At 59.5% G+C, this 23,579-nt stretch carries 19 protein-coding genes and 1 pseudogene; 14 read left to right on the top strand and 6 right to left on the bottom strand.

Going from position 1 to position 23,579, the window contains the following annotated elements:
* The first annotated feature begins 285 nt into the window (after window positions 1-285).
* Complete coding sequence (locus tag BXP70_RS29720) at window positions 286-498, top strand: hypothetical protein (protein ID WP_143436711.1); 213 nt, start codon at window positions 286-288, stop codon at window positions 496-498.
* 472 nt (window positions 499-970) lie between these two features.
* Here the strand turns inward: BXP70_RS29720 and BXP70_RS26750 are convergent, their stop codons facing one another.
* Window positions 971-1,231 carry a hypothetical protein gene (locus BXP70_RS26750; protein WP_086597196.1) on the bottom strand — a complete coding sequence of 87 codons (261 nt, stop codon included), beginning with the start codon at window positions 1,229-1,231 and terminating at the stop codon, window positions 971-973.
* 208 nt (window positions 1,232-1,439) lie between these two features.
* Between BXP70_RS26750 and BXP70_RS30090 the strand changes: the two genes are divergently transcribed.
* On the top strand, window positions 1,440-1,583 hold the full coding sequence (locus BXP70_RS30090) for a hypothetical protein (RefSeq protein ID WP_179197865.1): 144 nt from the start codon (window positions 1,440-1,442) through the stop codon (window positions 1,581-1,583).
* 171 nt (window positions 1,584-1,754) lie between these two features.
* Here the strand turns inward: BXP70_RS30090 and BXP70_RS26755 are convergent, their stop codons facing one another.
* Window positions 1,755-4,967: a TonB-dependent receptor gene (locus BXP70_RS26755; protein ID WP_179197866.1), complete on the bottom strand. Its 3,213-nt coding sequence runs from the start codon at window positions 4,965-4,967 to the stop codon at window positions 1,755-1,757.
* Between the two features lie 1,185 nt (window positions 4,968-6,152).
* On the opposite strand from BXP70_RS26755, the gene BXP70_RS26765 reads away from it, so the two are divergent.
* The 4 genes from BXP70_RS26765 (at window position 6,153) to BXP70_RS26780 (ending at window position 12,579) form a co-directional block, all read left to right on the top strand.
* Window positions 6,153-7,238 (top strand): PAS domain-containing sensor histidine kinase, encoded by a 1,086-nt coding sequence (locus BXP70_RS26765; protein WP_086597199.1) that lies wholly within the window; start codon window positions 6,153-6,155, stop codon window positions 7,236-7,238.
* A gap of 787 nt (window positions 7,239-8,025) precedes the next feature.
* Complete coding sequence (locus tag BXP70_RS26770) at window positions 8,026-10,053, top strand: ATP-binding protein (RefSeq protein ID WP_086597200.1); 2,028 nt, start codon at window positions 8,026-8,028, stop codon at window positions 10,051-10,053.
* A gap of 422 nt (window positions 10,054-10,475) precedes the next feature.
* Window positions 10,476-12,143: a sensor histidine kinase gene (locus tag BXP70_RS26775; RefSeq protein WP_086597201.1), complete on the top strand. Its 1,668-nt coding sequence runs from the start codon at window positions 10,476-10,478 to the stop codon at window positions 12,141-12,143.
* A gap of 28 nt (window positions 12,144-12,171) precedes the next feature.
* Window positions 12,172-12,579 (top strand): response regulator, encoded by a 408-nt coding sequence (locus BXP70_RS26780; protein WP_086597202.1) that lies wholly within the window; start codon window positions 12,172-12,174, stop codon window positions 12,577-12,579.
* A 236-nt stretch (window positions 12,580-12,815) separates the two neighbouring features.
* Here BXP70_RS26780 and BXP70_RS26785 read toward each other — a convergent pair whose 3' ends face one another.
* A complete protein-coding gene (locus BXP70_RS26785; protein WP_086597203.1) occupies window positions 12,816-13,265 on the bottom strand; it encodes a SpoIIAA family protein in 450 nt (149 codons plus the stop codon).
* Window positions 13,266-13,966: 701 nt separating this feature from the next.
* Between BXP70_RS26785 and BXP70_RS26790 the strand changes: the two genes are divergently transcribed.
* Window positions 13,967-14,314 (top strand): hypothetical protein, encoded by a 348-nt coding sequence (locus tag BXP70_RS26790; RefSeq protein ID WP_143436712.1) that lies wholly within the window; start codon window positions 13,967-13,969, stop codon window positions 14,312-14,314.
* A gap of 189 nt (window positions 14,315-14,503) precedes the next feature.
* On the opposite strand, the gene BXP70_RS26795 is transcribed toward BXP70_RS26790, so the two are convergent.
* Window positions 14,504-14,914, bottom strand: coding sequence for a response regulator (locus BXP70_RS26795; RefSeq protein ID WP_086597205.1), 411 nt, complete (start codon window positions 14,912-14,914; stop codon window positions 14,504-14,506).
* A gap of 21 nt (window positions 14,915-14,935) precedes the next feature.
* Window positions 14,936-17,140 (bottom strand): PAS domain-containing sensor histidine kinase, encoded by a 2,205-nt coding sequence (locus BXP70_RS26800; RefSeq protein WP_086597206.1) that lies wholly within the window; start codon window positions 17,138-17,140, stop codon window positions 14,936-14,938.
* Window positions 17,141-17,305: 165 nt separating this feature from the next.
* On the opposite strand from BXP70_RS26800, the gene BXP70_RS26805 reads away from it, so the two are divergent.
* The 7 genes from BXP70_RS26805 (at window position 17,306) to BXP70_RS30735 (ending at window position 22,869) form a co-directional block, all read left to right on the top strand.
* Window positions 17,306-17,527, top strand: a complete 222-nt coding sequence (locus tag BXP70_RS26805; protein ID WP_086597207.1) for a hypothetical protein — start codon at window positions 17,306-17,308, stop codon at window positions 17,525-17,527.
* Between the two features lie 115 nt (window positions 17,528-17,642).
* Window positions 17,643-17,813 carry a response regulator gene (locus BXP70_RS30095; RefSeq protein WP_179197867.1) on the top strand — a complete coding sequence of 57 codons (171 nt, stop codon included), beginning with the start codon at window positions 17,643-17,645 and terminating at the stop codon, window positions 17,811-17,813.
* A gap of 2 nt (window positions 17,814-17,815) precedes the next feature.
* Window positions 17,816-18,034 carry a hypothetical protein gene (locus BXP70_RS26810; protein WP_143436713.1) on the top strand — a complete coding sequence of 73 codons (219 nt, stop codon included), beginning with the start codon at window positions 17,816-17,818 and terminating at the stop codon, window positions 18,032-18,034.
* A 91-nt stretch (window positions 18,035-18,125) separates the two neighbouring features.
* Window positions 18,126-18,854, top strand: a complete 729-nt coding sequence (locus BXP70_RS26815) for a GAF domain-containing protein (protein ID WP_086597209.1) — start codon at window positions 18,126-18,128, stop codon at window positions 18,852-18,854.
* A gap of 152 nt (window positions 18,855-19,006) precedes the next feature.
* Window positions 19,007-21,481, top strand: coding sequence for a PAS domain-containing sensor histidine kinase (locus tag BXP70_RS26820; RefSeq protein ID WP_086597210.1), 2,475 nt, complete (start codon window positions 19,007-19,009; stop codon window positions 21,479-21,481).
* Between the two features lie 665 nt (window positions 21,482-22,146).
* Complete coding sequence (locus BXP70_RS30730) at window positions 22,147-22,311, top strand: alpha/beta fold hydrolase (protein WP_245849762.1); 165 nt, start codon at window positions 22,147-22,149, stop codon at window positions 22,309-22,311.
* Between the two features lie 27 nt (window positions 22,312-22,338).
* Window positions 22,339-22,869 carry a hypothetical protein gene (locus tag BXP70_RS30735; protein ID WP_245849763.1) on the top strand — a complete coding sequence of 177 codons (531 nt, stop codon included), beginning with the start codon at window positions 22,339-22,341 and terminating at the stop codon, window positions 22,867-22,869.
* Between the two features lie 323 nt (window positions 22,870-23,192).
* Here BXP70_RS30735 and BXP70_RS29725 read toward each other — a convergent pair.
* A pseudogene (locus BXP70_RS29725) lies at window positions 23,193-23,348 on the bottom strand (GAF domain-containing protein); the annotation flags it as partial.
* Window positions 23,349-23,579: the final 231 nt, after the last annotated feature.

A 23,579-nucleotide genomic window follows, 5' to 3' on the forward strand; every position in this document is an offset into this window, starting at 1 on the left:
GTGAAACAGGCTAGAAAACCTGTTTATGGCAACTATTATCCGTGAACAAGGGGTTAAATATAGCTTCTTGGGAATACAGATAGGGTTCTGCAACAGCCACCCTGCTTACAAGACAGTTATAGAAAAAGTAAAGGTTACGCCTCTCCGTTAGGATTGCTGCTAATAGAATTTTCCTGAGTAGATTCTCTTTTCCGCTGCTCCCACTGCTTGCTTTCAGAGAAGTAACCACAGATGCGGTAGTTTTCGCTTATGGGGGGAATACGACGCCATACCGTGTAATTTCTCGTGGCGCCAACGCCCGCACAAGTACTGACGCAAGTAGAAGCTCTAACGGGCTTGTCCCTGCTGGTGGAAGGCCAAACTGCTTCGTTCCTGGTCGTCTCTCACCCGCTAGATCCTGCGCGCTCCATTGACTTGAATTGGTCACTCGACCGGCTGCCCAAGGAAAGACAAATCGCAGAGGCACTTGCGGGAACCTATAGTATATCCCTTTCCTGATCACCCGAACAGCATTAGCCTAGAAGTAGCCCATATAGCCAAGCGCAGCTATATCTACGTAAAATGCTCTTTGCTGCTCGCCTTGCAGCAGTTAGGCGGTCAAGTAGAGCCTTCCCTGACATTGCCGGTTTGGGTTGGCAGCACACGGGATGTGTTCCAATCGACACCGCGTTGGACCGCCCTTCGACAGTATGTGAAACAGGTGCTGACGAAACTTTGACCGAGCGCTACTAGAGGTACAGCTACAATGAGTCGCATTGGACTGCTCCATGCTTTGCTCTTGCATATCTATTTCTGTCATGTTCTTCAACCGTTGCTTAGAAGGCATTACACCCTATAGTTGCCTTCATAACGTCCTGTAAAGTCTCCTCTGCAGTACGTTATCAGCGCAACAAGCGTAAAGCTGGCTCCAGGCAAGCTTCCGAGCGATAAAACCCACTAGCGCCGCGACTTTTGTCGCTGGTAAGAGCGCTTAAGGGCATTGGATGCTTATTCGTTCATGCGGCCGCGAAGCATAGGCTTGCGCGCGCTGACCGGCCAGTAGGTGAATGAGCCGCACACCGGTTACGGTACCTTCCTGGGAGAAGATCCACGAGAAGCTCCCCTCAGCGAGCGCCTCGACGAAGATATACGTCGAGCTGGCTTGCAATACCTGCAAAAAGCCGCCGATAGTCAGCGCCCCGTCGCTCACTAGCGCAGCAATAGGTGCTGGAATCGTCTGTATACTGGGCAAGTCAACAGTAGGTAGTTCTTCGGATTTCGTAGAAACAAGCGCATGCATAGCCTAGAAGACCCTGCTTCCCGCTCGTAACCGCCAGGGCTCACACGGTCACGAGCACCACGAAAAGATTCCGTTGCGATCAAAAGTAAGACGCTGACGGTAGAAAAGCACACCTAGTGACAGGTAAACCACTGGTAATCAAAACCAAAAACACTAACGTGTGGAACAGCGGAGATCGATGCTGCCAATTCAGTTGCCTAACCCTAGCCCCACTACCTGCCAGCGGTTCTTCATCCGCTTCCGCCCGCGCCGGTTGCAGCCTAGTACCCTGCGCTACGCGAAGCAGCAGGTGGAAGGTACCTGAGGGATATGCAAGTCCGCTTGTATCATCGCTCTGTTTTACTGCAGACAGGCACCAGCAAGTAGGAGAACGGCGCCGGTTGCTTTCCCCTTAGTGACTACCCTAAGAACGTAAAACGCTCTGGTAGAATCCTATCAGAGCGTTTTACCTAGGCAAGATTAGTAAGCAGGCAAGCTAATCCAAAATATAGCGCAGGCCAAGCTGAGCACGCCACCGGCTGTTCAGGTCGGTGTTATTGATAAAGGTTTGGTTGCCGCCGCGGAATTGGTAAGCTGGCGTGTTGGCCGTAGCGGTTGGGTAACTGGTCTCAATGAAGCGGTTGTTGGCGTATACCCGCCGCACACCCCAATCGGAGCTAAGTAGGTTGCCGAGGTTCTGAATGTCCAAGCTCAGCTGTAGCGTGTTCTTGCGGCCAAATGCCTGCACCGAAAAATCCTGAATCACCTTGGCATCCAGCTGCGTGTACCACGGGCTGATGGCCCCGTTGCGCTCTGTATACTGCCCGCGGCGTCCAGCTAGGTACTTGTCTTGGCTGATGTACGCGTTGAGCTGCTCCCACTGCTGTGCGGCAGTCGTGAGCACAGTGCCCTGCCCATCGCGGATGTCTACCAAGTTAATCTGGTTGCGGCTGGCCGGTACGAACAGCAAGTCGTTGCCCACGATGCCGTCGCGGTTCAGATCGCCGGCGTAGGTGTAGGAGAAACGGTTGCCCTGTGCCGCTTCGAAGAAAAAGCTTACCGTCGTAGCTAGCTTAGCATCGGCGTAGGCGAAGCGTTTGCCGGCTGCCGCAATCACGCGGTGCTGCAAGCCGAAGTCGCTGTAGGCTAGGCGCGGATCGTTAGTGTTGCCGAGCACGGGGTTACGCTGGAAGGCGTCGGCCGCAATTTCGCCCGGGTTCGATGTCACGTCCTTGGCCTGGGCGTAGGTGTAGGCCGCCTGCACATACAGGCCGTTGGCGAAGTCTTTCTTCAGCTGCCCAGTGAGGCTATACTGATAGCCTTTGTTGGTGTTTTCCAGCACGATCACGCCGGCATCCAAGAAGCTAGGTTGCCCGTCGGGGCCCGTGAAGCTGGAGATGAGGCGCGGGCCCGTCGCTGGATAAATCAGCCGGTTATCAGCTCCCGTCAGCCGCTCGGTGGGCGCCACAAAGTCGTAGTTGCGGTGAATAGCGGCGTTCCGGTCTTTGGAATAAATAGCTTCCACGGTGGCCACGATGCCGCCAGGCAGCGTCTGGTCAATCGCGAGGTTAGACCGCCACACCTGCGGAAACTTGAAGTCGCGGGCCGTGCCGTTGATCTGGAAGGTGTAGCCGGCGTCGAACTGCGAGTTGGAGGCTTGGTTGCTGATCCACACAAACGGGATGCGGCCCGTGAAAATTCCCGTCCCGCCGCGCACTTGCGTGGTGTAGGTGGTCTCGTCGAAGGCATAGTTGAAACCTAGGCGCGGCGACCACAGGGGCGTCGTTTTCGGAAACCGGGTCACGTCGACCGACGCGGGTCGGCCTTGCGGGTCTTGTAGCGCGGCACCCGCAATTTGCGGATTCGGGTTCACGTTGGTGTTGTAGATGGGCAGATCGGCGCGCACCCCGAGGGTCAGCTTGAAGGCCGGCGTTACGTTCCACTCATCCTGGGCATACAGCCCGAGCTGGGCCACATTGACGTCGACCGATTTAATGGGCTTGAGTGCCCCGGCGGCAGCAATGGCGTTCAGATCCACGAAGGCTGGATTGTTGCGGTCCGTAATCTGATAGAACCGATCTAGGTCCAAGCCCCCAAAGTAGGGGTAGCCGTAGCGTTGCAGGTTGAAGGCATTGACAAACCGAAACTGCTCGTACGTCGCCCCTACCGTCAGGACGTGGGCGCCGGCGAAGTAGCTTAGGTTGTCGGTGAGTTGTAAGATATTCTGGTCGAGGGTATTGTTGGCCGAAAATTGCTCAGTGCCCACGCTCACGTAGGTTGTGCCGTTTCGGGTGATATCAACTTGGGGAAAGAAAGGCGCATCGGGCAGCTCGCGGAAGTCACGGAAGGCCGAGAAACTCACTTGCGCCTTGTTGCTGAACTTCTCCCCAATGCGCGAATTCAGCTCACCGACCAGCGAGTTGAGATTGTTGTTAATTGTGTAGCCCGAGTTAGCGTATTGCAGCGTGTTCACGCTCGGCACCCGGGACGAAGGCGCCAGGGCAATGGGATGTGGACCCTGCTCGCGGTAGCTCTTCAGGTAGTTGTAGCGCAACGAGAAAGTGTTCTTAGGATTGATGTTCCAGTCGAACTTCACTAGAAACTTGTCGCTGGCGGTGCGGTAAGTGAAATCCTGGAACGCGCCGGGGTCATAGCCGTAGACGCTCGTCAGGCGCTGCCGGATGGCGAGCAGGTCGCTTTCCAGCACCCGGCTCACCCCATCGGCGGTACCATTAAGGGCCGCTTGCGCTTCGGCGGCGCTGCTGGCCGGACGGAAGGTCAGGCCGGGATCGTCGCGCCGCGTGAGCTCGGCATTGGCAAAAAAGAAGAGCTTGTCTTTTATGATAGGGCCACCCAGGGCAAACCCCGTCTGGTTGAACTTCAAGTCAGGATTCGCAATCTTCACGTCCCCCACCTTTTCACCAATCAGGCTTTCGTTACGCAGGTACGTATACACCGTGCCTTTGAAGGCGTTCGTGCCGCTTTTGGTGACGGCATTCACCCCGGCGCCCGTGAAACCTCCCTGCCGCACGTCGTAGGGGGCGATACTCACCTCTAGCTGATCAATGGCGTCCAAGGACACGGGCTGAGAGTTGGTCTGGCCGCCTGGGGTAGGAGCGTCCAGGCCAAAGGAGTTGTTGAAGATGGAGCCGTCGAGCGAGAAGTTGTTGTAGAGCGGGTTGCGCCCCCCGAAGCTCAGGCCGCTGCTCTGGGGCGTCAGGCGCGTGAAGTCTTCCTGCGAGCGGCTAATGGTTGGGAGCGTACGGATGGTCGCGCTGCTGATGTTGGTCGAGGCCCCGGTGCGGTCCTTATTGATCTGCCCATCTCGGTCGCCTTTCACGACCACTTCGCCCAGGGTTTGGCTGCCATCGGTCAGGGTAATCTTGCTCTCAAACGTTTTGCCGAGGGCCAGTTGAATGTCCCTATTCGTGTAAGTCTGAGAGCCGACGAAGGAGACTTGCAGCTCGTAAGGGCCACCCACGCGCAGGTTCAGCAAATCATACTGGCCGTTGTCGCGGGTGGCGGTGCCGTACTTGGTGCCCGTGGGCACGTGCGTGGCCACAACTGTCGCGCCCGGTAAAGGTTGGCCCTTGCTATCGAGCACCAAACCCTTCATGGCCGAAGTAGTAACCCCCTGCGCTAAAGTAAGATGGCCACTACTGAGTAGCGCCAGGGTGAGCAGTAGAAACGGTAGAAGTTTGTTCTTCATCCTAAGTGGCATTGGTGGTATCAGGAGTCTGTCCCCCGATTTGCGCGTTCAAGGTAGATGAAGAATAAATGAGATCTAACTTTCGTAATAATTTGGTAATCATTACATAATAAGCCCCCTTTGATACCTCCTATTGCAATTTACCGTATGCAATGCTCGTATACCGTCCTACTGCGCGAGGGCGCTCATTCTGCCACGCTGGAATAGTTCTTGAGTAGCCTGGTTAGACGAGGAAGGTTTGGATAATATTTTTAAATTGTTGTAGGGAAGAGACTTGCAAGGTTTAATAAGCGAGTGTAACGGGACCCTATTCGTAGTTGTGGTCCTCAACACAAGTAGCCCCGCTGAGCCGGGCGTTAGCCAAATTGCGAAAGACAGGTCAGTCGCGTTGCTCAAGCTCCTCTGCTTTAAGGCGCGCCCAAAAACTTTCGGTTTGAGCGTCGTCGAGGCATTTATCGCCGCAGCTTTGCGAACGCAAGCAACCGTGCTCGTGGAGCTGGTTGCCCACAACACGGCGCCAGCAGCGCGGGCACTACGCGCTTAGGACAAAGCCACCCCTACCTGCCGCCAGAAGCCTAGTAGCAGGCAGCATAAGGCAACGTGCTTTCCCCAGGTCACGGCGTTGTTGATCGAGGCCGCATGACGCTTCCTGTTTGCAGGGGGCAGGCTCGCACGGGAAGCACGCTTCTTCTTGTGCCTGTTGCTTTTTCCCACGTGGGTTGGCCCACCTACGATGCGTTGAGCGGCAGCCGCCATGGTTTATCGTTTGATGAAGATTAAGTAAAGTAAAAGCAGCATGTATATATGGAGCGGAAACGTATGGCACCTAGCGTTGGGAGCAGTCTCCTATCACCAACTTTAATTGTCTGGTTTTCGTGAATAAGACACCTTTCACATAATGCGAGACGCCTATTCTAACCTGCCTAGCAGTTAGAGAGTTGTTCAGCGAAAAGAGATTTTTGCTTTGCTTCCTAGCACGGCCGCCTACTTCACCATCCCAATGCCCGCTGGCTTAGCGTATAAATACGCCCTTTGGGAAGAAGAACCTCACAAGTGCCTGACTGAGGAGAAGATAAGACCCTGCCGTAAACGCACTTTTCGGCGCCGCACTAGGCAACTAGCCGGGCAGAAACACCAGCCGAAAACCGCAGGTAGATTGTACCTTTACCGCTTATTATTCTCTGTATGCGTGCTGATTATCTGCTGCTATTTCGTTCGTTTCTCGCTCAGAGCGACTCGGTCTACTTTTCTTATCAGGTTGCCTCCAGGCAGCTCGTGTACGTGAGCCCAGCCTACGCACAGATTTTCGGCGCAGAGGCCCACGTGATGCCCGACCTATCCACCTGGCGCACGCGCGTGCACCCCGAGGATCACGCGTTGCTGCAGGCATGCTGGCAGCAGGTGCTCGCTGGTGAGCCGGTGACTGGTGTGGAAGTGCGGCTGGCACGGGCTGACGGAACCGAGCAGTGGCTAGGGCTGGCGGCGAGCCGGGAGCAGCTGCCCGCTGGTGAGCGCTACGTGAGCGGCACGGTGCAGGACATCACCCGCGTCAAGCAGAATCAGCTCAACTCGGAGAAGTTCAATACTAAGAAGAACGCCACCTTGGAAATCCTTTCCCATGACTTGGCCGCCCCGCTGGTGCTTTTGCAGCAGCTCACCGAGCACTTGCGAGCCGAGTCGTCTGCGGCCACCGAGCCGGCGCTCCAGTTGCTGACACTTATGGAGCGCACCTGCACCGAAGGCGTGAACCTGATCCGTGACTTTGTGGATGGCGAGTTCCTGGACTCGGTCAACGTGGAGCTCAAGCGCGAGCGGGCCGATCTGGTGGCTTGGCTAGCCACTATTATGCAGGAATATGAGCAATCGGAGCGGCACACGCACCTAGAGTTCGAGTTCCGGGCGGCCGAGCGGCCGCTGCATGTAAGCTTCGATATTAACAAATTCCAGCAGGTGATCAACAACCTGCTCAGCAACGCCATTAAGTTCACTCCCGATGGTGGTCGCATCACGGTGTCCGTCGCACGCCAAGGGAACCAAGCGATGGTTACGGTAGCTGACACAGGCGTGGGCATTCCCCAGCAGTGGCAGCCCGTGCTTTTTGAGCGCTTCACCAAAGCCCGCCGCCCAGGTATCCGAGGCGAGAAGACCAATGGGCTAGGCATGTCCATCATCCAGACGATCATCGCCCTACACCAGGGTAGCATCACCTGCCAGAGCCAGGAGGGCGTAGGCTCCACCTTTGTCATTATGCTGCCCGCGCTGGTCGGCTAGCTGGGCCAAAGCCGCCGGGCAGGATGGTACCAGGAGCCGACAGACCAGTCTCCACTGCGCAGTCAGCCGCTGACGTAGGCTGCCTGTGCCCTACGCATTCGGGGATACCAGTTCGTTCTTCCTCGCCCTCGTTTTTACTACGACGAAAGCGCAGGATTAAACACATCCCCGCGCAGCCGCACGACTTACTGGCGCAGGCACGCCACGACAATGCGGCTCATCAGATCACTGGGCTGTTGCTTTACAGGGCGGACCGCTAGCAGGTGCTGGAAGTCCGCCCGTAGCTCCCGGCGACTGGAGTACGCCGGCAAGGCCCCGGAATATGCGGGCGCAAGCAGTCACCAGAGGAAGGCTAGTGCCTTCTTTCTGCCGATGAGATCTTAACGACTGGTTGGCTAGCAGCGCACCCCCTAGTGCTCCGCTTCATCGAATGCAGGCTAAGCGCTAGCGTTTAACGCAACCTTTAGCAACGAGAAGAACCAGAAGCAGTCGGTTCCCCTAAATGAGTAACAGCCCCGCTCATAATAGCGCCATTTCACTTACAATGCAGTTGAGCAACCTACTTAGCAAGAAGTAATTGTACAAACGAATGAGGCATTTGAAGTGGGCAATAGGAGACTATTTCCGTTCCGTACACATGCCACTTTTACGTTGGTTAATTGCAGCTGGTAAGCAGCTTTCCGCACCCGATAGAAATAGGAACATAGCGTAGGCCTCTTTCACGCGAACTCTTCACCGGTTTCGCTACGCACACGTACAGCCATTAGGTCTCCTTTCTTCTCTGGTCATGGATACGTCGTCTGCTCCTCTTTCCTATCAATGCCCGGAACAGGTAGTTCAGGCCCGCCTAGCCCAGTGGCTGCAGCACGCGCCAGAACCCGTCTGCGTGCTGGCCGGTCCGGCTTTCGTCTACACGCTGGTCAACCCAGCTTACCAGCGGCTTTTTCCTGGTCGCACCTTGTTAGGCTTGCCGCTGTTGCACGCCTTGCCGGAGTTGGCTACACACCCCATTCCCCAGCTCTTGCAGCACGTATATAGCACGGGTGAACCCGCCGAGCGGCGCGAGCTGCTGGTGCCCATCGCGCGGCACGCGGAAGGGCCGGTCGAGGATTGCTATTTCAACTTTACCTACCAAGCGCGCTTAGACGAGCAGGGGCACGTCGACGGGGTCATTGTCTTTGCCCACGAGGTGACCGAACACGTGCGCACGCGCGAGCGTCTGGAGGCAGTCAACCAGCACTTGGAGGCGCAGGTGGCGCAGCGCACCCGCGAGTTGGAGCAGCAACGCGCGTTCTTACGCCTGGTGGTCGATACGTTGCCCAACGTGATCTATGTGGTGCAGGAGGACGGGGAACTGGTGTTTACCAACGCTGCCTGTCAGCACGGTGGGCCCTGTGCCGCACCCGTTGCCGCCCTTTCCTCGCAATCGCAACCGCTCGAATTGGTAAATCAGTTGCGCGGCTGGCGCCAACAGGTGCTCCGCAGCCAGCAACCGCTCACCCAGGAGCTCGCCGTGGCGCTGCCCAGCGGCGAGACGCGGCACTGGCAGGTGCACCTGCGGCCGTTTCAGGGCGAGCACGAGCGTGCCCAGGTGCTAGTCATCAGTACCGATGTGACGGCCCTCAAACAAGCGCAGCAACAAGCCGAGGAAAGCGCGCGCGTACAGGAAGCCTTTCTGGCGCGCATGAGTCACGAGATTCGCACGCCGCTCAACGGCGTGCTCGGGCTCACGGCGCTGCTGGAGAAGACGAACCTCTCGGCCACCCAGCAGCGCTACGTGCATACGATGCAGCGTGCCGGCCAGCAGTTGCTCGCGCTGGTGAATGACGTACTAGACCTGACCAAACTGTCTAACGCACCGCTACCGCTCGAGCAGCTTCCGCTGGACGTCGAGGAACTGGTGCAGGGGGTGGCACAAACCCTCGGCGCCGTGGCCGAGCAGCAAGGCCTTTCTCTACAGGTCGTGTGGAACATCGCTGGTTCCTTGCGCGTGCGCAGCGACGCGAATCGGCTGCGTCAGGTGCTACTGAATTTGCTCAGCAACGCCTTGAAGTTTACGCAGTATGGGCAGGTGCAGCTAGGCGCGACCGTGCTGCGGAATACTCCGTCGGAAGTGACGATGCGCTTCTGGGTGCAGGACACCGGGATTGGTATTGCTCCTGAGCAACAGGAGCACATTTTCGAGGCCTTCGTCCAAGCCAGCACGGACACGAGCCAGCACTACGGGGGCACGGGCCTAGGCCTGGCCATCAGTGCGCAACTCGTACAACAACTCGGCGGTTGGCTACATGTAGGAAGTGCCCTAGGCGAAGGTACGACCTTCTCCTTTACCCTGCCGCTGGCCCGCGCGGACCAGGAAACCGTCGCAGAAGCAGGCTCCACCCCGCACAGCACGTACGCGTCGTTGCAAGGCTTACGGGTGCTGTTAGCGGAAGACAACCTGGTCAACCAATGGATTGCCACAGTCATGCTGGAACAGTGGGGCGTGCACGTGCACGCGGTCACTAACGGCACGGAGGCGCTGGCGCAACTGCAAATGCAGGCCTATGACGCGGCGTTATTAGATATCCAGATGCCTGGGCTCACCGGGGTCGAGGTTACCCAGGCCGTGCGACAGCTAGGCGACCCCACGCGCGCGGCGGTACCCATCATTGCCCTCACAGCCAATGCCTTTGCTTCCGACCAGCAGCACTACTTGGCCGCGGGCATGAGTGCGTGCCTGAGTAAGCCATTCGCGGAGGAGGCCCTGGCGCACATGTTGTTGCAGCTCACTGGCTCTGGAAGAGCCACAGCGGCTGGCCCAGATAGGAGGTGAGCGTTTCACGAACGGAGACCATGCCTGACAACAAGTAGGCAATCGGGGTGGAACGCGAGCGGCTTCATTCATCTACACCAGCGTGACTGTTGCAGAAGGCGGAGCCACAGCTAGGATGCGAGCAGACTACTCGCACATTTTAGCGGCAGAACCCGGACCTATACTCTGGAACGGTCCATCGGAACTGGTATCAGCTGTAAGAAAGCGCTATTCGGGTAGATTAATTAGGCTGTCGTTGAGCAGCGGCACCCGATCAAACAGACAGCGAGCGTTCTGCAACAGCCACTAGGAAGCTTGCGTATCCACAGGCCATTCACAAAGCTGATGGGCGTCTACTAGCCACCGCTGATAGGTACAGCCCTGCCAGTATCCTGCTGGCAGGGCTGTACCTTTACGCATTCTTGTTGCTGTTGTCCCCGCTTATGCCTGCCGTTCCGCTTCCGTTTTACGCCGATGCTGCTGCCCTGGAACCCTTTGGTGCTGCACCGGAGATCCTGGGCGAGTTACTAGCTGTTTCGCTTACTGGAATCATCTTTTACACCCCGATCTACGACCGGGCGGGCGAAATCGATGATTTTACCTTTGTGTATCTGAATCCTACGGCCCAGCGCATGATGCAGATGCCCGAGCGCCCCACGCTCACGCACAATCAGCAGTGGCCCCATAGCCGTCAGCAGGGCACGTTCGCGTTTCACATCGACGCGTTTGAGTCGGGCGAGCCCCGGGAGCTCAACATCAACTACCAGCTCGATGGCTACGACAACTACTACCGCTTGGCGGCCCGGCGCTCCGGGCAGGGCCTGCTCGTCAGTTTCACCGATACCGCCGACCAGCCCCGCTCCCCGGTCGAAATTGCGCTCCGTGAAAGCCAGGCCGCTGAAAAGGCCGCGCGCGCCGACGCCGAGGCCCAGCGGCAGCGCTTTTACGAGGTGCTGATGCAGCTGCCCGCCAGCGTGGCCACGCACCACGGGCCGGCCCTCGTTTACGAGCTAGCCAATGCCCGTTATCAACAACTCTTTCCGTCGCGCCAGATCCTAGGCTTGCCGATCCGGGAGGCTCTGCCCGAACTGCACGGACAAGGAATCATCGAAAAGTTAAACCACGTGTACCAGACTGGCCAAGCGTATTACGACCTAGAGCAGGAAACGTGGGTAGATTTCAGCGGCAGCGGCCAGCTGGAGCAACGCTACTTCAACGTCTTTTTTCAGGCCCTGCGCGACGCGCAAGGAAACGTGGACGGCTTACTCAATTTTACCTACGACGTGACCGAGCAGGTGCGGGCCCGCCAGCAGGTGCAGCAGCTCAACCAGGAGCTCGAAGCCCGCGTGCAAGAGCGCACCGAGCAGCTTCAGGTCACGAACCAGGCGCTCAACGACCGCAACGATCAGTTGCGCCGCACTAACGTAGACCTCGACAACTTCATCTACACGGCCTCCCACGACCTGAAAGCGCCCATCAGCAACATTGAAGGTTTGCTCTACCTGCTCGAGGAAGAACTACCCGCTGAGCTAGCCGCTAGCGAGTCGCTCGAACCCATTTTGACGCGCATGCACGGCGCGGTGGAGCGCTTCAAGCGCACCATCGGCCACCTAACCGACGTCACGAAGCTTCAGAAAGAGCACGCCCCCGCACCCACCGCCCTGAACCTAGCCGCGGTAGTGGAGGAGGTTCGGCAAGATTTGCTCCCCGTCATTGAGCAAGTGGGAGCCCGCTTGTGGGTGGAGGTTGCCGCCGCGCCGCCTATCCTATTCTCGGAGAAGAACCTGCGCTCGGTGGTCTACAACCTGCTCAGCAACGCGCTCAAGTATCACGCGCCGGACCGCACGCCCCACATCGATGTGCGCGCTCATGTGCGAACCGGCTACACCGTGCTAGAGGTGCATGACAACGGGCTAGGAATTGAGGCGGCGCACCAGGCCAAGCTGTTCACCATGTTTCAACGCTTCTACACGCACGTGGAGGGCTCCGGCATTGGCCTCTACATGGTGAAGCGCATGGTGGAAAACGCCGGAGGCCGCATTGAAGTACACAGCCAGCTTGGCGCGGGCACCACGTTTTTTGTGTTCCTGCCGCAAGCGGCCACCCGCTAGTTTCTTTGATTTTGCTTACTGCTTTTTTATGGCGGCTATTTCCTGCACCCTGCTCGTGGACGATGACGAAACCACGAATTTTCTGAATCAAATGCTGCTGCGGCGCATGGCCGTCACGGATACCATCTTGGTGGCCCAAGATGGCCGGCAGGCCCTGGAGTTGCTGCACACCCACTGTGCCGCTGGCGCCTCCCCCACTTGTCCGGCGCTTATTCTGCTGGATATGAAAATGCCGGGCATGAACGGCGTGGAGTTTCTGCAAGCCTACTCGCAGCGGCCCGCCGAGCAAAATCCGGCCGTGGTCATCATTATGCTTACCACGTCGCTGAACCCCCAGGATGTGGTGAAGATGCAGGGGCTGCCCATTGCCGGCTACCTGACCAAGCCGCTGACCCGGGAAAAGGTGACGACCTTGATCCAAGAGCACTTCGTCTAGCGCTACGGCTGCCTAGCTACCAAGGAACAGTGCCCGTAGAGGAGAGTACGAGCTGGTCAGAGGTGAGGCAGCGGTCTTTTCGCCAAATGCACGTTGCTGACTGTGTTGTCCACCCCGAGCCGCTAGCCGAGCGGCTCGGGGTGGACAACACTTCCGTCCGTACTTGCCCAAGTCACGGTCGCCTAGGTGAGCCGTTCGCCTAAAGGGCGGGCCACAGCCCGCGTTGGGCGAATCGACTAGCACATGTGTAGCCAAGCCAAGGCCTCGGGCTCCTCGGTAAAGAAGCGATAGGTCAGCGGCAGCGTCTGGGCCTGCGTGCGGATCGTGTCCATGGCCAAGCGCGCAAATACATCCTGGGCCATCACGACTGCCCCCCAGCGATAATGGCCCTCCACGATGGTGCGCGGCAGCCATTGCTGTAGCACGTAGGCTTGTTCCGGAGGCGAGTAGGGCGCCATCGCGCGCTGGTCGATGAGCAGTTTGCCCGCGCCATGCCGGGCTAATGCGCGGGTGACGTGCCCGAGCAAGGCCTGGAATTCTACCGCTTGCCGCTGCCCGGCGTGGTAGCGCAGGCGCACATAGTCGGAGTGCTCCTGCACTAGACCAACGGCATTGCCATAATAGAAGGACGTCGGGACTAGGCTCATCAGGCCCGCAAAGGTAGAAGGGGCCTTAGAATCAGGCAAGCGCTTTCCCGGTAGGCCCAGAGCCTACGCTACGGGTCGTTGCTTGCTACGTAGGGCTATGCGCGTGAAGAAGTGCTTCGCTTCCGTTAGCAGAACCCTACTAAGGCTGGACCAGTTGCGTTGCCGCCCTAAATCCTGTGCAGCATTGCTCAAGTTGTACGTCTTCCAGCGGGGGAAGCCCTCCGTAGCGGATAAAACCAGAAAAGGAGAAAATCGACTAGCGCCGCCGGGGGCAGGGCACGAGATTCGTCTCCTCCTAGGGCTACGCAGTAGGGTGGCCAAGCGGGAGTTGATCAGCCGACTCTCAGTAAAAGGACTGCTCCTACCAGAAAGCGAGTGTACCGCGGTACCGTAGCTCTTCCGTAGAAACTTGCTGTTTTTCAGTGCGTACAGAAAACAGAATGCCTGCTTAGCGTAGGTTCTTCTTGTTGATTTTGGTAGTAAAAGCCTGCTGGTTCTGCGAGCGGGTTTTTTACGTTACTCCCTATCCCTGCGCCCGCATCGTACCCTCGAACTTACCATCCCCGACACCAAACGATTCGGGCGCCTGGGGAGTAGCCTGAAACCACACAGCTCCTATCTGCAGGCCCTGCCGCTGCTGGTCCGACGCAGGATGCTACCCTATGCCAGGCACCGGAGTTGCCTAGCGAACGAATTTCTCTTCTGGCTCGTAGGGGAGGAGCTGTTTCCTCCCCCGACCCGTGTCAGCTGCTCCTACCCCCATTGCCTTACGGCTGGTTCTCCAGGCCTTACGCCAGCACTTGCTGGTCTTCGACGCGCCCGCGCCCTACGCGCCAGCGCGTCTGCGGCGCATCGCCGATCAGCTCGAGTACGTGGTGCAGGCGTGGCCCGCTGAGCAGTGGCCGGCTAGGCCCATTCCCACTACACCTCCCCAACGGCTGCGGCACGCCCAGCGCAGCACCCCCGAGCGCCTCGCCTTTCAGAAGCACTTACGCCTGCTCCAGGCTAGCTTGCGGGCGCCGGGCGCTAGTCCCGGGTGGGCAGGCGTGCACTCGCAATTACTCGCCTTGGTGCTGGCCTTGTTGTAGGATTCGCGGCTGGGGCACTGGCTGGCGCCCCTGGCCGGGTGCCGAGGCGTTCGGTCGCTGAAGTTCCTACTCGTTGCCGGTTGCTGGCCCGCAGCAGGCGGGACTTACCGGCAACGAACTGCAACCCCGGCGGCCTAACGCCTGGGTCCGTGCGAATAGCATAGGGAACACCTCTCATGTGCGAAAGTGCTACGGGGCAAAGTACTGTTCCAAGAGAGCGGCGACCTTTTCTTTGGTCAGGGGCTTGTTGAGAAAGCCGGCAATGGGCAACTGCTGGGCCTGAGCTAGGTCGCGCTCGTGCAAAGACGTGGTGAGCATAACAATCACAATCGCTTGGCGCTGGGCTAGCGGTAGCTGCACGTAGGCCTCCAGAAAGGCCAGCCCGTTCATGACGGGCATGTTCATGTCCAGCAAAATTAACTGCGGGCAGGCCATGGCCGACGGATCGAGGCAGGCTTGCACGATCGTGCGCAAAGCCTGCTCGCCGTTCTCGGCCACGAGCACCTGCTCGGCTACTTCCAAGCGCGTGAGCAGGAGCTTATTGAGGAAATTGGTCGTGGCGTCGTCATCCACGAGGAGCACCGTCGTAAGAGGCGGCATAGGGAGAGAGAAGAAAGGTGCTTAGGCCGGGAACGTAACGGTAAAGGTAGTGCCTTGCTCGGGCTGACTCTGCACGGCAATCGTGCCGCCCGCATTTTCAATCAGGCGTTTGGTAATGTACAGACCAACACCCGTGCCCTCGACGTGGGTGTGCAAGCGCTGAAACAAGCCAAACAGCTGCCGCTGCTGTACCTGGGTCATGCCCAGCCCATTGTCCTGCACGGTGAGTACGACTCTACCGGGCTCCTGCGTAGCACGCACCTGCACCACGTTGGGGCGGTTGGGGCCCCGATACTTGACGGCGTTGCTTAAGAGGTTATAGATAACGCTGCGCAGGTTGGCCGGCGAGAAGGACACGACCAGCGCCGGCGCTACGTCGACCGTGAGTTGCGTGCTCGCGGCCTGGAGCAGCGGGGCTAGGTCGAGCCGGACATCCGCTACGACGCGGGCCAATTCAACAGGTTCCAAGGGCCCCGTATGCGCAAGTTGTAGGCGGGTAATATCGGTGAGCTGGCCGATGGTGAACTGAAAGCGCGCCACGGTCTTGCCCAGCAAGTCGAGCAGGTGGGCCACCATCGCATCTTCTAGCACCGGCGCGGGCAGCGTGTCGCGTAGAGCCAGCAGGATGCTCTCGATGTTGGTGATGGGCGCTTTCAGATCGTGCGAGGCCGTGTAGACGAACGTGTCCAAATCCACGTTGGTGCGCGTCAGGCGGGTATTGCTCTCGTGCAGCTCCTCGTTGGTGACCGTCAGTTCTTCGTTGAGGGCGGCTAGTTCCTCGTTGAGGTCTTGCACTTGCTGACGCGCCCGCACTTGTTCGGTCACGTCGAACGCAAACACGACAGCCCCATCAACTTGCCCCTGCTCGTTGAAGCGGGCTTGCTGAATGTAGTTGAAGTAGAAGTCTTCCAGGGCCCCGCCCTCGGTGCGGGCTACCGGAATATGGATGCCCAGCTCTAGGTGGGTCTGGCCCGTGCGGTAGACCTGCTGCAAGGTGTGCCACACGGGCTGGTCGCGCAGTTCGGGCAGGGCCTCGAGCAGCGGTAAGTCCCGGAGCGTCCGGCCAGGAAAGAGTTGCTGATAGGCGGGGTTGACCAGCTCATACACCAGCGCGGGCCCGTCCAGGATGCAGATGGCCGCCGGGGCCTGCAAGAAGAGCTGCTCCAAGCGCTGCTTCTGCACCTCGGCTAGTAGACGAGCCGTCTGCGCCTCCTGGGTGCGCTCCTGTACCCGCTGCTCCAACTCCTGATTGAGTTGTCGTAGCTGCTGCTGCGTGTGCGCGAGCTCCGTGTTGGCCCGCAGGTACTCCTCGTTGGTGGCGCGCAGTTCTTCATTCAGGGCCGCTAACTCTTCGTTTAAGTCTTGCACCTGCGCGCGCGCTTGCACTTGCGGGGTCACCTCATAGGCAAAGACCAGGATGCCATCTACCTGGCCAGCAGCCGAGTAGCGGGCCTTGTAAATGAAGTTGTAGTAGCGCTGCTCCAAGTGGGGGCGGCCGTCGTTGGCGTGGTCGAGCTGCACCAGCATCTCGTGGGCGTGGAAGATCTCGCCCGTGCGGTACACGCGATCCAGCAACGCGAAGATCGGCTGGCCGGCCAGCTCCGGCATGGCTTGGGCGATAGGCTTGCCCACCAGCAGGCGCTCGCCGACCAGGGCTTGGTAAGGCGGATTGACAAACTCGAACACGTGCTCGGGTCCCTGCAAGATGCAAATCATAGCCGGCGCCTGCTCAAACACGCGGTAAAGCAGCGCCCGCTGTCGCTCCGCCTCCGCCAGGGCGGCCTGTTCGGTGGCCTGGCGGAGGCGCAGGGACTCTTCCACGGCCGAACGGGGCTGGTCGCTGGTGTCGGTAAAGCTGACCAGCAGGTGCTCGCCGCTGCGCCGGGCCTGGAAGCGCAGGTAGTTGTCGAGCCCGTCGGCTTGGTAGTTCACCTCGTAGGCCAGCGGCTCGTCCGCGGCGAAGGCCCGCTGGTAGTAGGCCAGCACGCCGGCCGCGTGGGTATGCGGGAAGTTCTCGAGTAAAGTGCCGCGCAGGGGCTCCGTGACGCGGGAGATGCGCAGCCCAGCCGGGTTGGTATAGACGAAGGCGAAGTCCACCGGGGTCTGCTCCTCCGCAGCGTAGACGGGGCGCAGCAACTGGATGCCGGTGAGCGAGACATCCAGCACGTGGAGCAACAGGGTATCGGTGCTGACCTCGTCGGGCAGCACCGCAGCAGGGGTAGGCATGGGCAGGTAATGGCAAAAACAGCCTACAAGGTACGACCGGCACCTCGTCCGTACTAGTACATTCCGGCAAGGGCGACGTCGTTACACCCGCCTGCAACAGCTTTTGCCCAAGGCCTGAGAACGGTAGGAAGTACCTGGTCGTTCGTGTATCGCTTGCTATCGTTTATGCCCGTTCCTACGCTATCCGTATCCCAGCCCCTAGCCCCCTCGCTAGAACGCCAACTTCGGCATTTTCTGGCCGGCAACCCCGTGGTCGCGCACGTTTCCAGTCTCGTAGGCGACTTGCAGCGCCTGGTGCAGCAGCAACGCTGGGTCGAGGACCTGGGCTCGGTGCTGCTGGTGTACACGCCCCAGGGCGAGCACGTGGGCTACATTGCCGCCGAGTAGCAGTCTTCCAGAGAAACGTAGCAGAACACTGACCGAGCCAACGCTCGTGCTTATCCGGTAACTTTCCGCACTCAGCGAAACGGTTGATCGTAGCTTCAGCGTGGTGCGTAGCAGCATGATGTCTGTTATCTTACTGATCCACACCAACGACGCCACCTCCTTCCTGTTGCAACGCATCCTGCGCCGAGCGCAGGTGGCTGCCCAGACGTGCGTGGTGGCCAGTACCGCCGAGGCCCTCGCCTTGCTGGCCCCGCCACCAGGGGGCATTGCACTTGCCCCTGTTTGATCTTGGTGGAACTTCCCCACACCCCGGAACGAGCCACGTTCGCTCAGGTCTACCAGCAGCTCTTTCCCCTGCAGGCCAAAGCTCCCGTGGTCTACACGGCTGTTGAAATTCCACCCCTGGCGACCCTGCAGCAACTCCAGCAGCAGCCAATCGCGGGTCTAGTAGAGCTGCCGCTTATTCAGCACAGCTTGGCCTTCTTACGGCAACTCTGCTCACCCTAAAGCTCCCGTTAACGGAACAGATCAGGGCGTGCGCTAGGTTAGTTGCCACCGGAGCGCCTTCGTTTTCCAGCTTTCTGTATGTTTACCTGCCATGACCGAGTACGCCCATCTGATTCCCGCGAATGATCCGCAACGCCTGGCCGCCTTGCAGGCCTACCGGCTCCTGGGTACCACGCCCGATGCCGTCTTTGATGAGCTGACGCGTCTGGTAGCGCAGCTTTTCGCCATGCCCATTGCCTTGATTTCGCTCGTGGCCGAGGGCACCGTCGAGTTCACGGGCAACTTTGGCCTGTCCGAGGTGCGCGCTGTGGACCGGCCGGACAGCATCTGCTCCGTGGCTGTACTCCAGGATACGACCACCATATTTGAGGACCTGCACGCCAATCCCTGTGCCCTAACCAACCCCATGGCCGCCCAGCAGCTCAACCTGGGCTTCTACGCGGGTCATCCGCTGCACACCCCCGCAGGTTATAACATCGGCGCGCTCTGCCTGATCGACCACCAGCCTCGCTCGCTATCGGAGGCCGAACGGCAGCGGCTAGAAGCCCTGGCCGGTATCGTGCTTGAACTGTTTGATCTGCGCCTGGCCGTGCTGGAGCAGCCTGCCGTCGCCGTCGCGCTATGGGAGACTATTTACCAGCGCATCAGCACCTCGCTCACGCGCCTGGAAACGCTCCGCTCCCTGAGCACCTGGGAGGAATCGGCTGCCACGCCGGCCGCCCAACTGTACCAGCGCTCCATCGACGAGGAGGCCCAGCTGGTCTTGCAGGCCCTGCAAGGCGAGGTTCGCGCCGCCCTGCGGCAAGTAGCGGCTAGCTAAGCGGCGCCGTAGGCTAATAGAGAGGCACCTCGGTAAAAAGCCTAGTCGCGCACCGTATATGGCCCCTCCCCATTCTGTTTAACGAAAGCCACCGAAGCGCGTAGGTATTTCCCTGCGCTCCTCTCTGGTCATGCCTTATTCTTGTTATCTGTATGCCTACTATAGTCCCTATCGCCGATTTATTTACGCCGGACGACTGGCAGATTGTACTCGAGGTATCACTGACCGGCATCCACCTAGCGCAGCCGGTCTATGCGGCAGCGAGCACCGACATTGTGGATTTCCTGCTGGAGTATGTTAATCCGGCCGGGCAGCACATGACCGGCCTGCCGGAGCGGCCGGATGCTACGTTGCTCCAGCGCTTTCCCCACGCCGTGGCTAGTGGCATTTTTCAGTATTACCGGCGCGTGTTTGAGACGGGCGAGTCAGCCCCCTATCAGACCAACTACCAGGCCGACGGGCTCGACAACTACTTTAAAATCACCGCTCGGCGCAGCGGCGAGCGACTGGTGGTGAGCTTTACCGATACCAGCGACCAGGACCGCAGTGCCGTCGAACAAGCCCTGCGCCAGACCCAGGCGACCGAGCAGGATGCCCGCGCCGAAGTTGAAGTACAGCGCCAGCGCTTCCACGAGGTGCTCCTGCAACTGCCCGCTTACGTAGCCGCCTACCACGGCCCCGACCACCGCTACCAGTTCGTCAACCCACCCTACCAAGGTATGTTTCCGCACCGCTCCTTCGCGGGCCGGCCGTTTCGCGAAGCCATTCCCGAATCGGAAGGGTTGGGAGTAGCGGCCTTGTTCGACCAAGTATACCAGACCGGCGAGCCGCATTACCTACCCGAAATGGAAGGCTGGTTCGACTTCCACGGCACCGGCCAGCCGGAGCAGGTATTCGTCAAGCTCTCGCTGCATCCCTTGCGTAACGCGCAGGGGCAGGTCGATGGCATCCTCGACTTTTCCTACAACATAACCGAGCAGGTTTTAGCCCGCCGGCAGCTCGAGCAGCTCAACCAAGAACTGGAGACGCGGGTGCAGGAGCGTACCCGCCAGCTCAGCGAGCAGCAAGCGCTACTGCGCCAGTTGCTCAGCCACCTGCCGGCGGCCATTGCCACCCTGAGCGGCCCGGAACACCGCTTCTCGTTCGCCAACGCCCGCTACCAGTACCTGGTGGGTGACCGGGCTCAAGTGGGCCTCACTGTCGCCGAGGCCCTGCCGGAAGTGGTCGAGCAGGGCGTCATTGAGCTGCTGGACCGCGTGTATGAGACGGGCGAGCCGTACCTGGGGCGCAACGTAATGATTATGCTGGAGCAACCCCCCGGCCCGCCCCACCAGTTTTATTACGACCTGACCTACCTGCCCCTGCGCGACGAACAAGGTAAGATGCAGGGCCAGTTGATCTTTGCCGTAGAGGTGACTGAGCAGGTGCGTGCTCGCCGCCAGACGGCGCTGCTGCAGGCCCAGGTGCTGGCGGCGGCTCAGCGTCGGGCCCAGGAGCGGCAGGACATCCTACGCGTGTTTGCCAACGCCCCACTGGCCGTGGCCCTGCTGCGCGAGCCCGACCACCAACTCGACTATTGGAACGTGCTGTTCGACCAGTACTTTCCGGGCGCTGAGCGCGGGGTGGCGGTCGAAAAAATGCTGCCGGCCCTGGCCACGCCGGAAGTAGTCGCGCAGCTCGACCGCCTCTATCAAAGCGGCGCGACCTACCAGAGCGCGCCCACGCTGCTGCCCGGCGCGACGCTGGGGTCGGCCCCGCGCTACGTGCTTTTCACCTACCAGGCCTACCAGGAAAGCGGGCGGGTGGCCGGCGTGGCCCTGTTTCTGCAAGACGTGACCGAGCAGGTGCTTGGCCGCCAGCAGGTGCAGCACCTCAACGAAGAGCTCACCGCCACCAACCAGGAACTGCAGCTCAGCAACGCTCGCCTCACGCGCACCAACGCCGACCTGGATACCTTCGTCTATACAGTCAGCCACGACCTCAAATCCCCGATTACCAACCTGGAAGGGTTGCTAACCGCGCTGCGCGACACCCTGCCCCTGGACGAGCAGCAGCAACCGCTGATGGCGCCGCTGCTGGAGCTGCTTGATAGCACGGTGAGCCGCTTGCGCCTCACTATCGACCAGCTCACCGAACTGATTCAACTGCAACAAACGCCCGCAGGTCCCATGCAGCCAGTGCTGCTGGGGCCGCTGGTAACCGCCGTGCTGGAAGATTTAGAGGCGGAAGTGACGGGGGGGGCTCAAGCGCAACTGGAGGTAGCCATCCCGGCAGGCCTGTCGGTCCGCTTCGCGCCGGCTAACCTGCGCTCGATTGTCTACAACCTGCTCAGCAATGCCCTCAAGTACCGCCACCCGGCTCGCCCGGCTCAGGTCCGGGTGCACGCCGAGCGCCAACCGGCGGCGGTCGTGCTGACCGTGGCGGATAATGGGTTAGGAATAAGTGAAAGTCAGCAACAACGCCTGTTTCAGGTCTTTCAGCGCCTGCACACGCACGTCGAGGGCACGGGCGTGGGCCTGTACATGATTAAGCGCTTGGTCGAGAACGGCGGCGGCACTATTGCGGTTAAGAGCCAGCCCAACGTGGGCACCACCTTCACCGTTACCTTTCCTGCTCAAGCGCACTAAAAAGCGAGCCGATGGGTACCCGTGGGGAGCTGCTGTGGGGAATTACTGCTAGGACACTGGCTAGCTAAGCCGGCCTACTTGGCATTAAGAGCGGCGCAACGCCTGCTCCAGCGACTCCAACAGGTTTTAGCACGTTACTGCGCGGGCTAGGCCACCGTTTTCTCGGCATAGTGCTACGTCGCTAGGCGGCCTATGATGTTAGCCGAGGTAGGCAACTACTTAGTAGCCCACCTGCCGCAGACGCACCTAGTAACCTTGCCCATCGCCGGGCACTGCCCCAACTCATTGCCTCATTAACTATGCTGGCTGCCCTGTGCCCGTTCCTCCCCTTTTTCATCGACCAGCGCGGCTAGGTGTCCGCTCAGCGTCTACTAGCGGCGTCTGTCTCGGACGGCGGCTCAACTCCCACCCGAGGTAGACGCCAAGCAGTACTTTTTTCTGTCCCTACCCCCAAGCTGAGCCATAACCTTTGGGCCCGTTATTGAGGTATAAGGCGCATGGACTACCCCTTAGAACAACACGACGTACGGACTAATGGCCTGCGGCTGCACGTGGTACAGTGCGGTCCGGCCGACGGCCCGCTGGTCATTCTGCTCCATGGTTTTCCTGAGTATTAGGAAACCTGGCATAAGCAACTACCAGTTCTGGCGGCCGCCGGCTACCGAGTGTGGGCTCCCGACCAACGGGGCTATAACCTGAGTGATAAGCTGCGGGGCATTCGTCCCTATACCATCCCGGTGCTAGCCGCGGATGTCATCGGGTTGCTTGATGCCGCCGGCCGAGCGCAGGCGCACCTCATCAGCCACGATTGGGGCGCCATTGTGAGTTGATACCTGGCGGCGCAGTTCCCCGAGCGGTTGGCCAGCACCACTATTATTAACGTGCCGCACCCGGCGGCCGAGGCCAAAAACCTGTGGCGCGTGCCCAGCCAGATGCTCCACAGTTGGTATATGGTGTTTTTCCAATTGCCGTGGCTACCCGAACAGTTGTTTCGGCGGCGTAATTGGCGCTTCGGTCGTCGGTTTCTGGCGGGTACGGCCCACCCCGGTACGTTTAGTCCCGAGGAGGTGGAGCGCTACGTAGCCGTTTGGGCCAAGCCCCGCGCGCTCACCAGCATGATCAACTGGTACCGGAGCCTGCGCTATGCTAGTCGCCTAGGATGGCCGCGCATCAAAGGGCCGCTACAGGTCATCTGGGGCAAAAAAGATACCTTTTTGAAGGCGCGTATGGCGGAAATCAGCATGACGCAGTGCGCGAACTGGCAGCTGCCACTTCTTCCCCAACGCGACGCATTGGGTGCAGTTGGAGGAGCCAGAAGCCGTGAACGATTTGCTGTTGAAGTTTATGGCCGCCTCGCAAGCGACCACTTAGCCGGTTCCCACTACTGACTGGAATTGCCTGATTCCCCTAGGCCTACGGCTAATCCGACGCCTCCGGGCTGTATGGAGTTGGGGCAGAAAGCGGCGTAAGATGGGCAAGTCGCACCTGACTGTACTCTGGCCGAGGCCCTGGCTCTAGGTGGCCATTGGCTGCTTACGCACAGTAATCGTCGAGTAATTGCTTCAAGTCGCGTCAGGAAGGTAGCTGGTACCGGCACTATCGTGCCATAACGAGCGGCCAGGTAGCCCACCAGCGCGTTGAGGGCTTGTACTTCTTCCAGGAGTTCGGCCCTAAAACGCTCCCATGGTAGCGTATTGGCTTTGGGGTGGGGCTAGCAGCGATGGCGCACGACAATGGTTTGACTAACTAGGGCGGCGAGTAATTCCAAAAGGTGCTGCTCCTGGGCCGTAAAGGTGCGGGGCCGGTGGTCAATGAGGTATAGCGTACCCAGCGGGTGCTGATCGGGCAAGAGCACCAAGGCGCCGGCGTAAAAGCGCGCTGCACTGCGCTGGCACTATCATATTTCAGATAGATCTACAAACCATCGGGTGCCGCTAAAGGGCAATGTGGTTCGCTGTATGCTATGTCAAGCGACAGCCGACTTCCTTTCTCGTTGGCCTTCCGAAGAAACAGGCTATCGTAGACCCCGGACTCGCGCGTTTTAGGAGAGGGTTCGCAAGGCTTCCACAATGGTGGCAATGATTAGCCATTTGCCTAC

The organism is Hymenobacter crusticola, from assembly GCF_002154225.1.
In the GTDB taxonomy this organism is placed as follows: Bacteria; Bacteroidota; Bacteroidia; order Cytophagales; family Hymenobacteraceae; genus Hymenobacter; species Hymenobacter crusticola.

Bases quoted from the DNA above. Each gene is read 5' to 3' on its own strand.
- BXP70_RS26755 (WP_179197866.1), bottom strand. From the start codon at position 4,967: ATGAAGAACAAACTTCTACCGTTTCTACTGCTCACCCTGGCGCTACTC.
- BXP70_RS26765 (WP_086597199.1), top strand. From the start codon at position 6,153: ATGCGTGCTGATTATCTGCTGCTATTTCGTTCGTTTCTCGCTCAGAGC.
- BXP70_RS26770 (WP_086597200.1), top strand. From the start codon at position 8,026: ATGGATACGTCGTCTGCTCCTCTTTCCTATCAATGCCCGGAACAGGTA.
- BXP70_RS26775 (WP_086597201.1), top strand. From the start codon at position 10,476: ATGCCTGCCGTTCCGCTTCCGTTTTACGCCGATGCTGCTGCCCTGGAA.
- BXP70_RS26780 (WP_086597202.1), top strand. From the start codon at position 12,172: ATGGCGGCTATTTCCTGCACCCTGCTCGTGGACGATGACGAAACCACG.
- BXP70_RS26795 (WP_086597205.1), bottom strand. From the start codon at position 14,914: ATGCCGCCTCTTACGACGGTGCTCCTCGTGGATGACGACGCCACGACC.
- BXP70_RS26800 (WP_086597206.1), bottom strand. From the start codon at position 17,140: ATGCCTACCCCTGCTGCGGTGCTGCCCGACGAGGTCAGCACCGATACC.
- BXP70_RS26805 (WP_086597207.1), top strand. From the start codon at position 17,306: ATGCCCGTTCCTACGCTATCCGTATCCCAGCCCCTAGCCCCCTCGCTA.
- BXP70_RS30095 (WP_179197867.1), top strand. From the start codon at position 17,643: ATGATGTCTGTTATCTTACTGATCCACACCAACGACGCCACCTCCTTC.
- BXP70_RS26815 (WP_086597209.1), top strand. From the start codon at position 18,126: ATGACCGAGTACGCCCATCTGATTCCCGCGAATGATCCGCAACGCCTG.
- BXP70_RS26820 (WP_086597210.1), top strand. From the start codon at position 19,007: ATGCCTACTATAGTCCCTATCGCCGATTTATTTACGCCGGACGACTGG.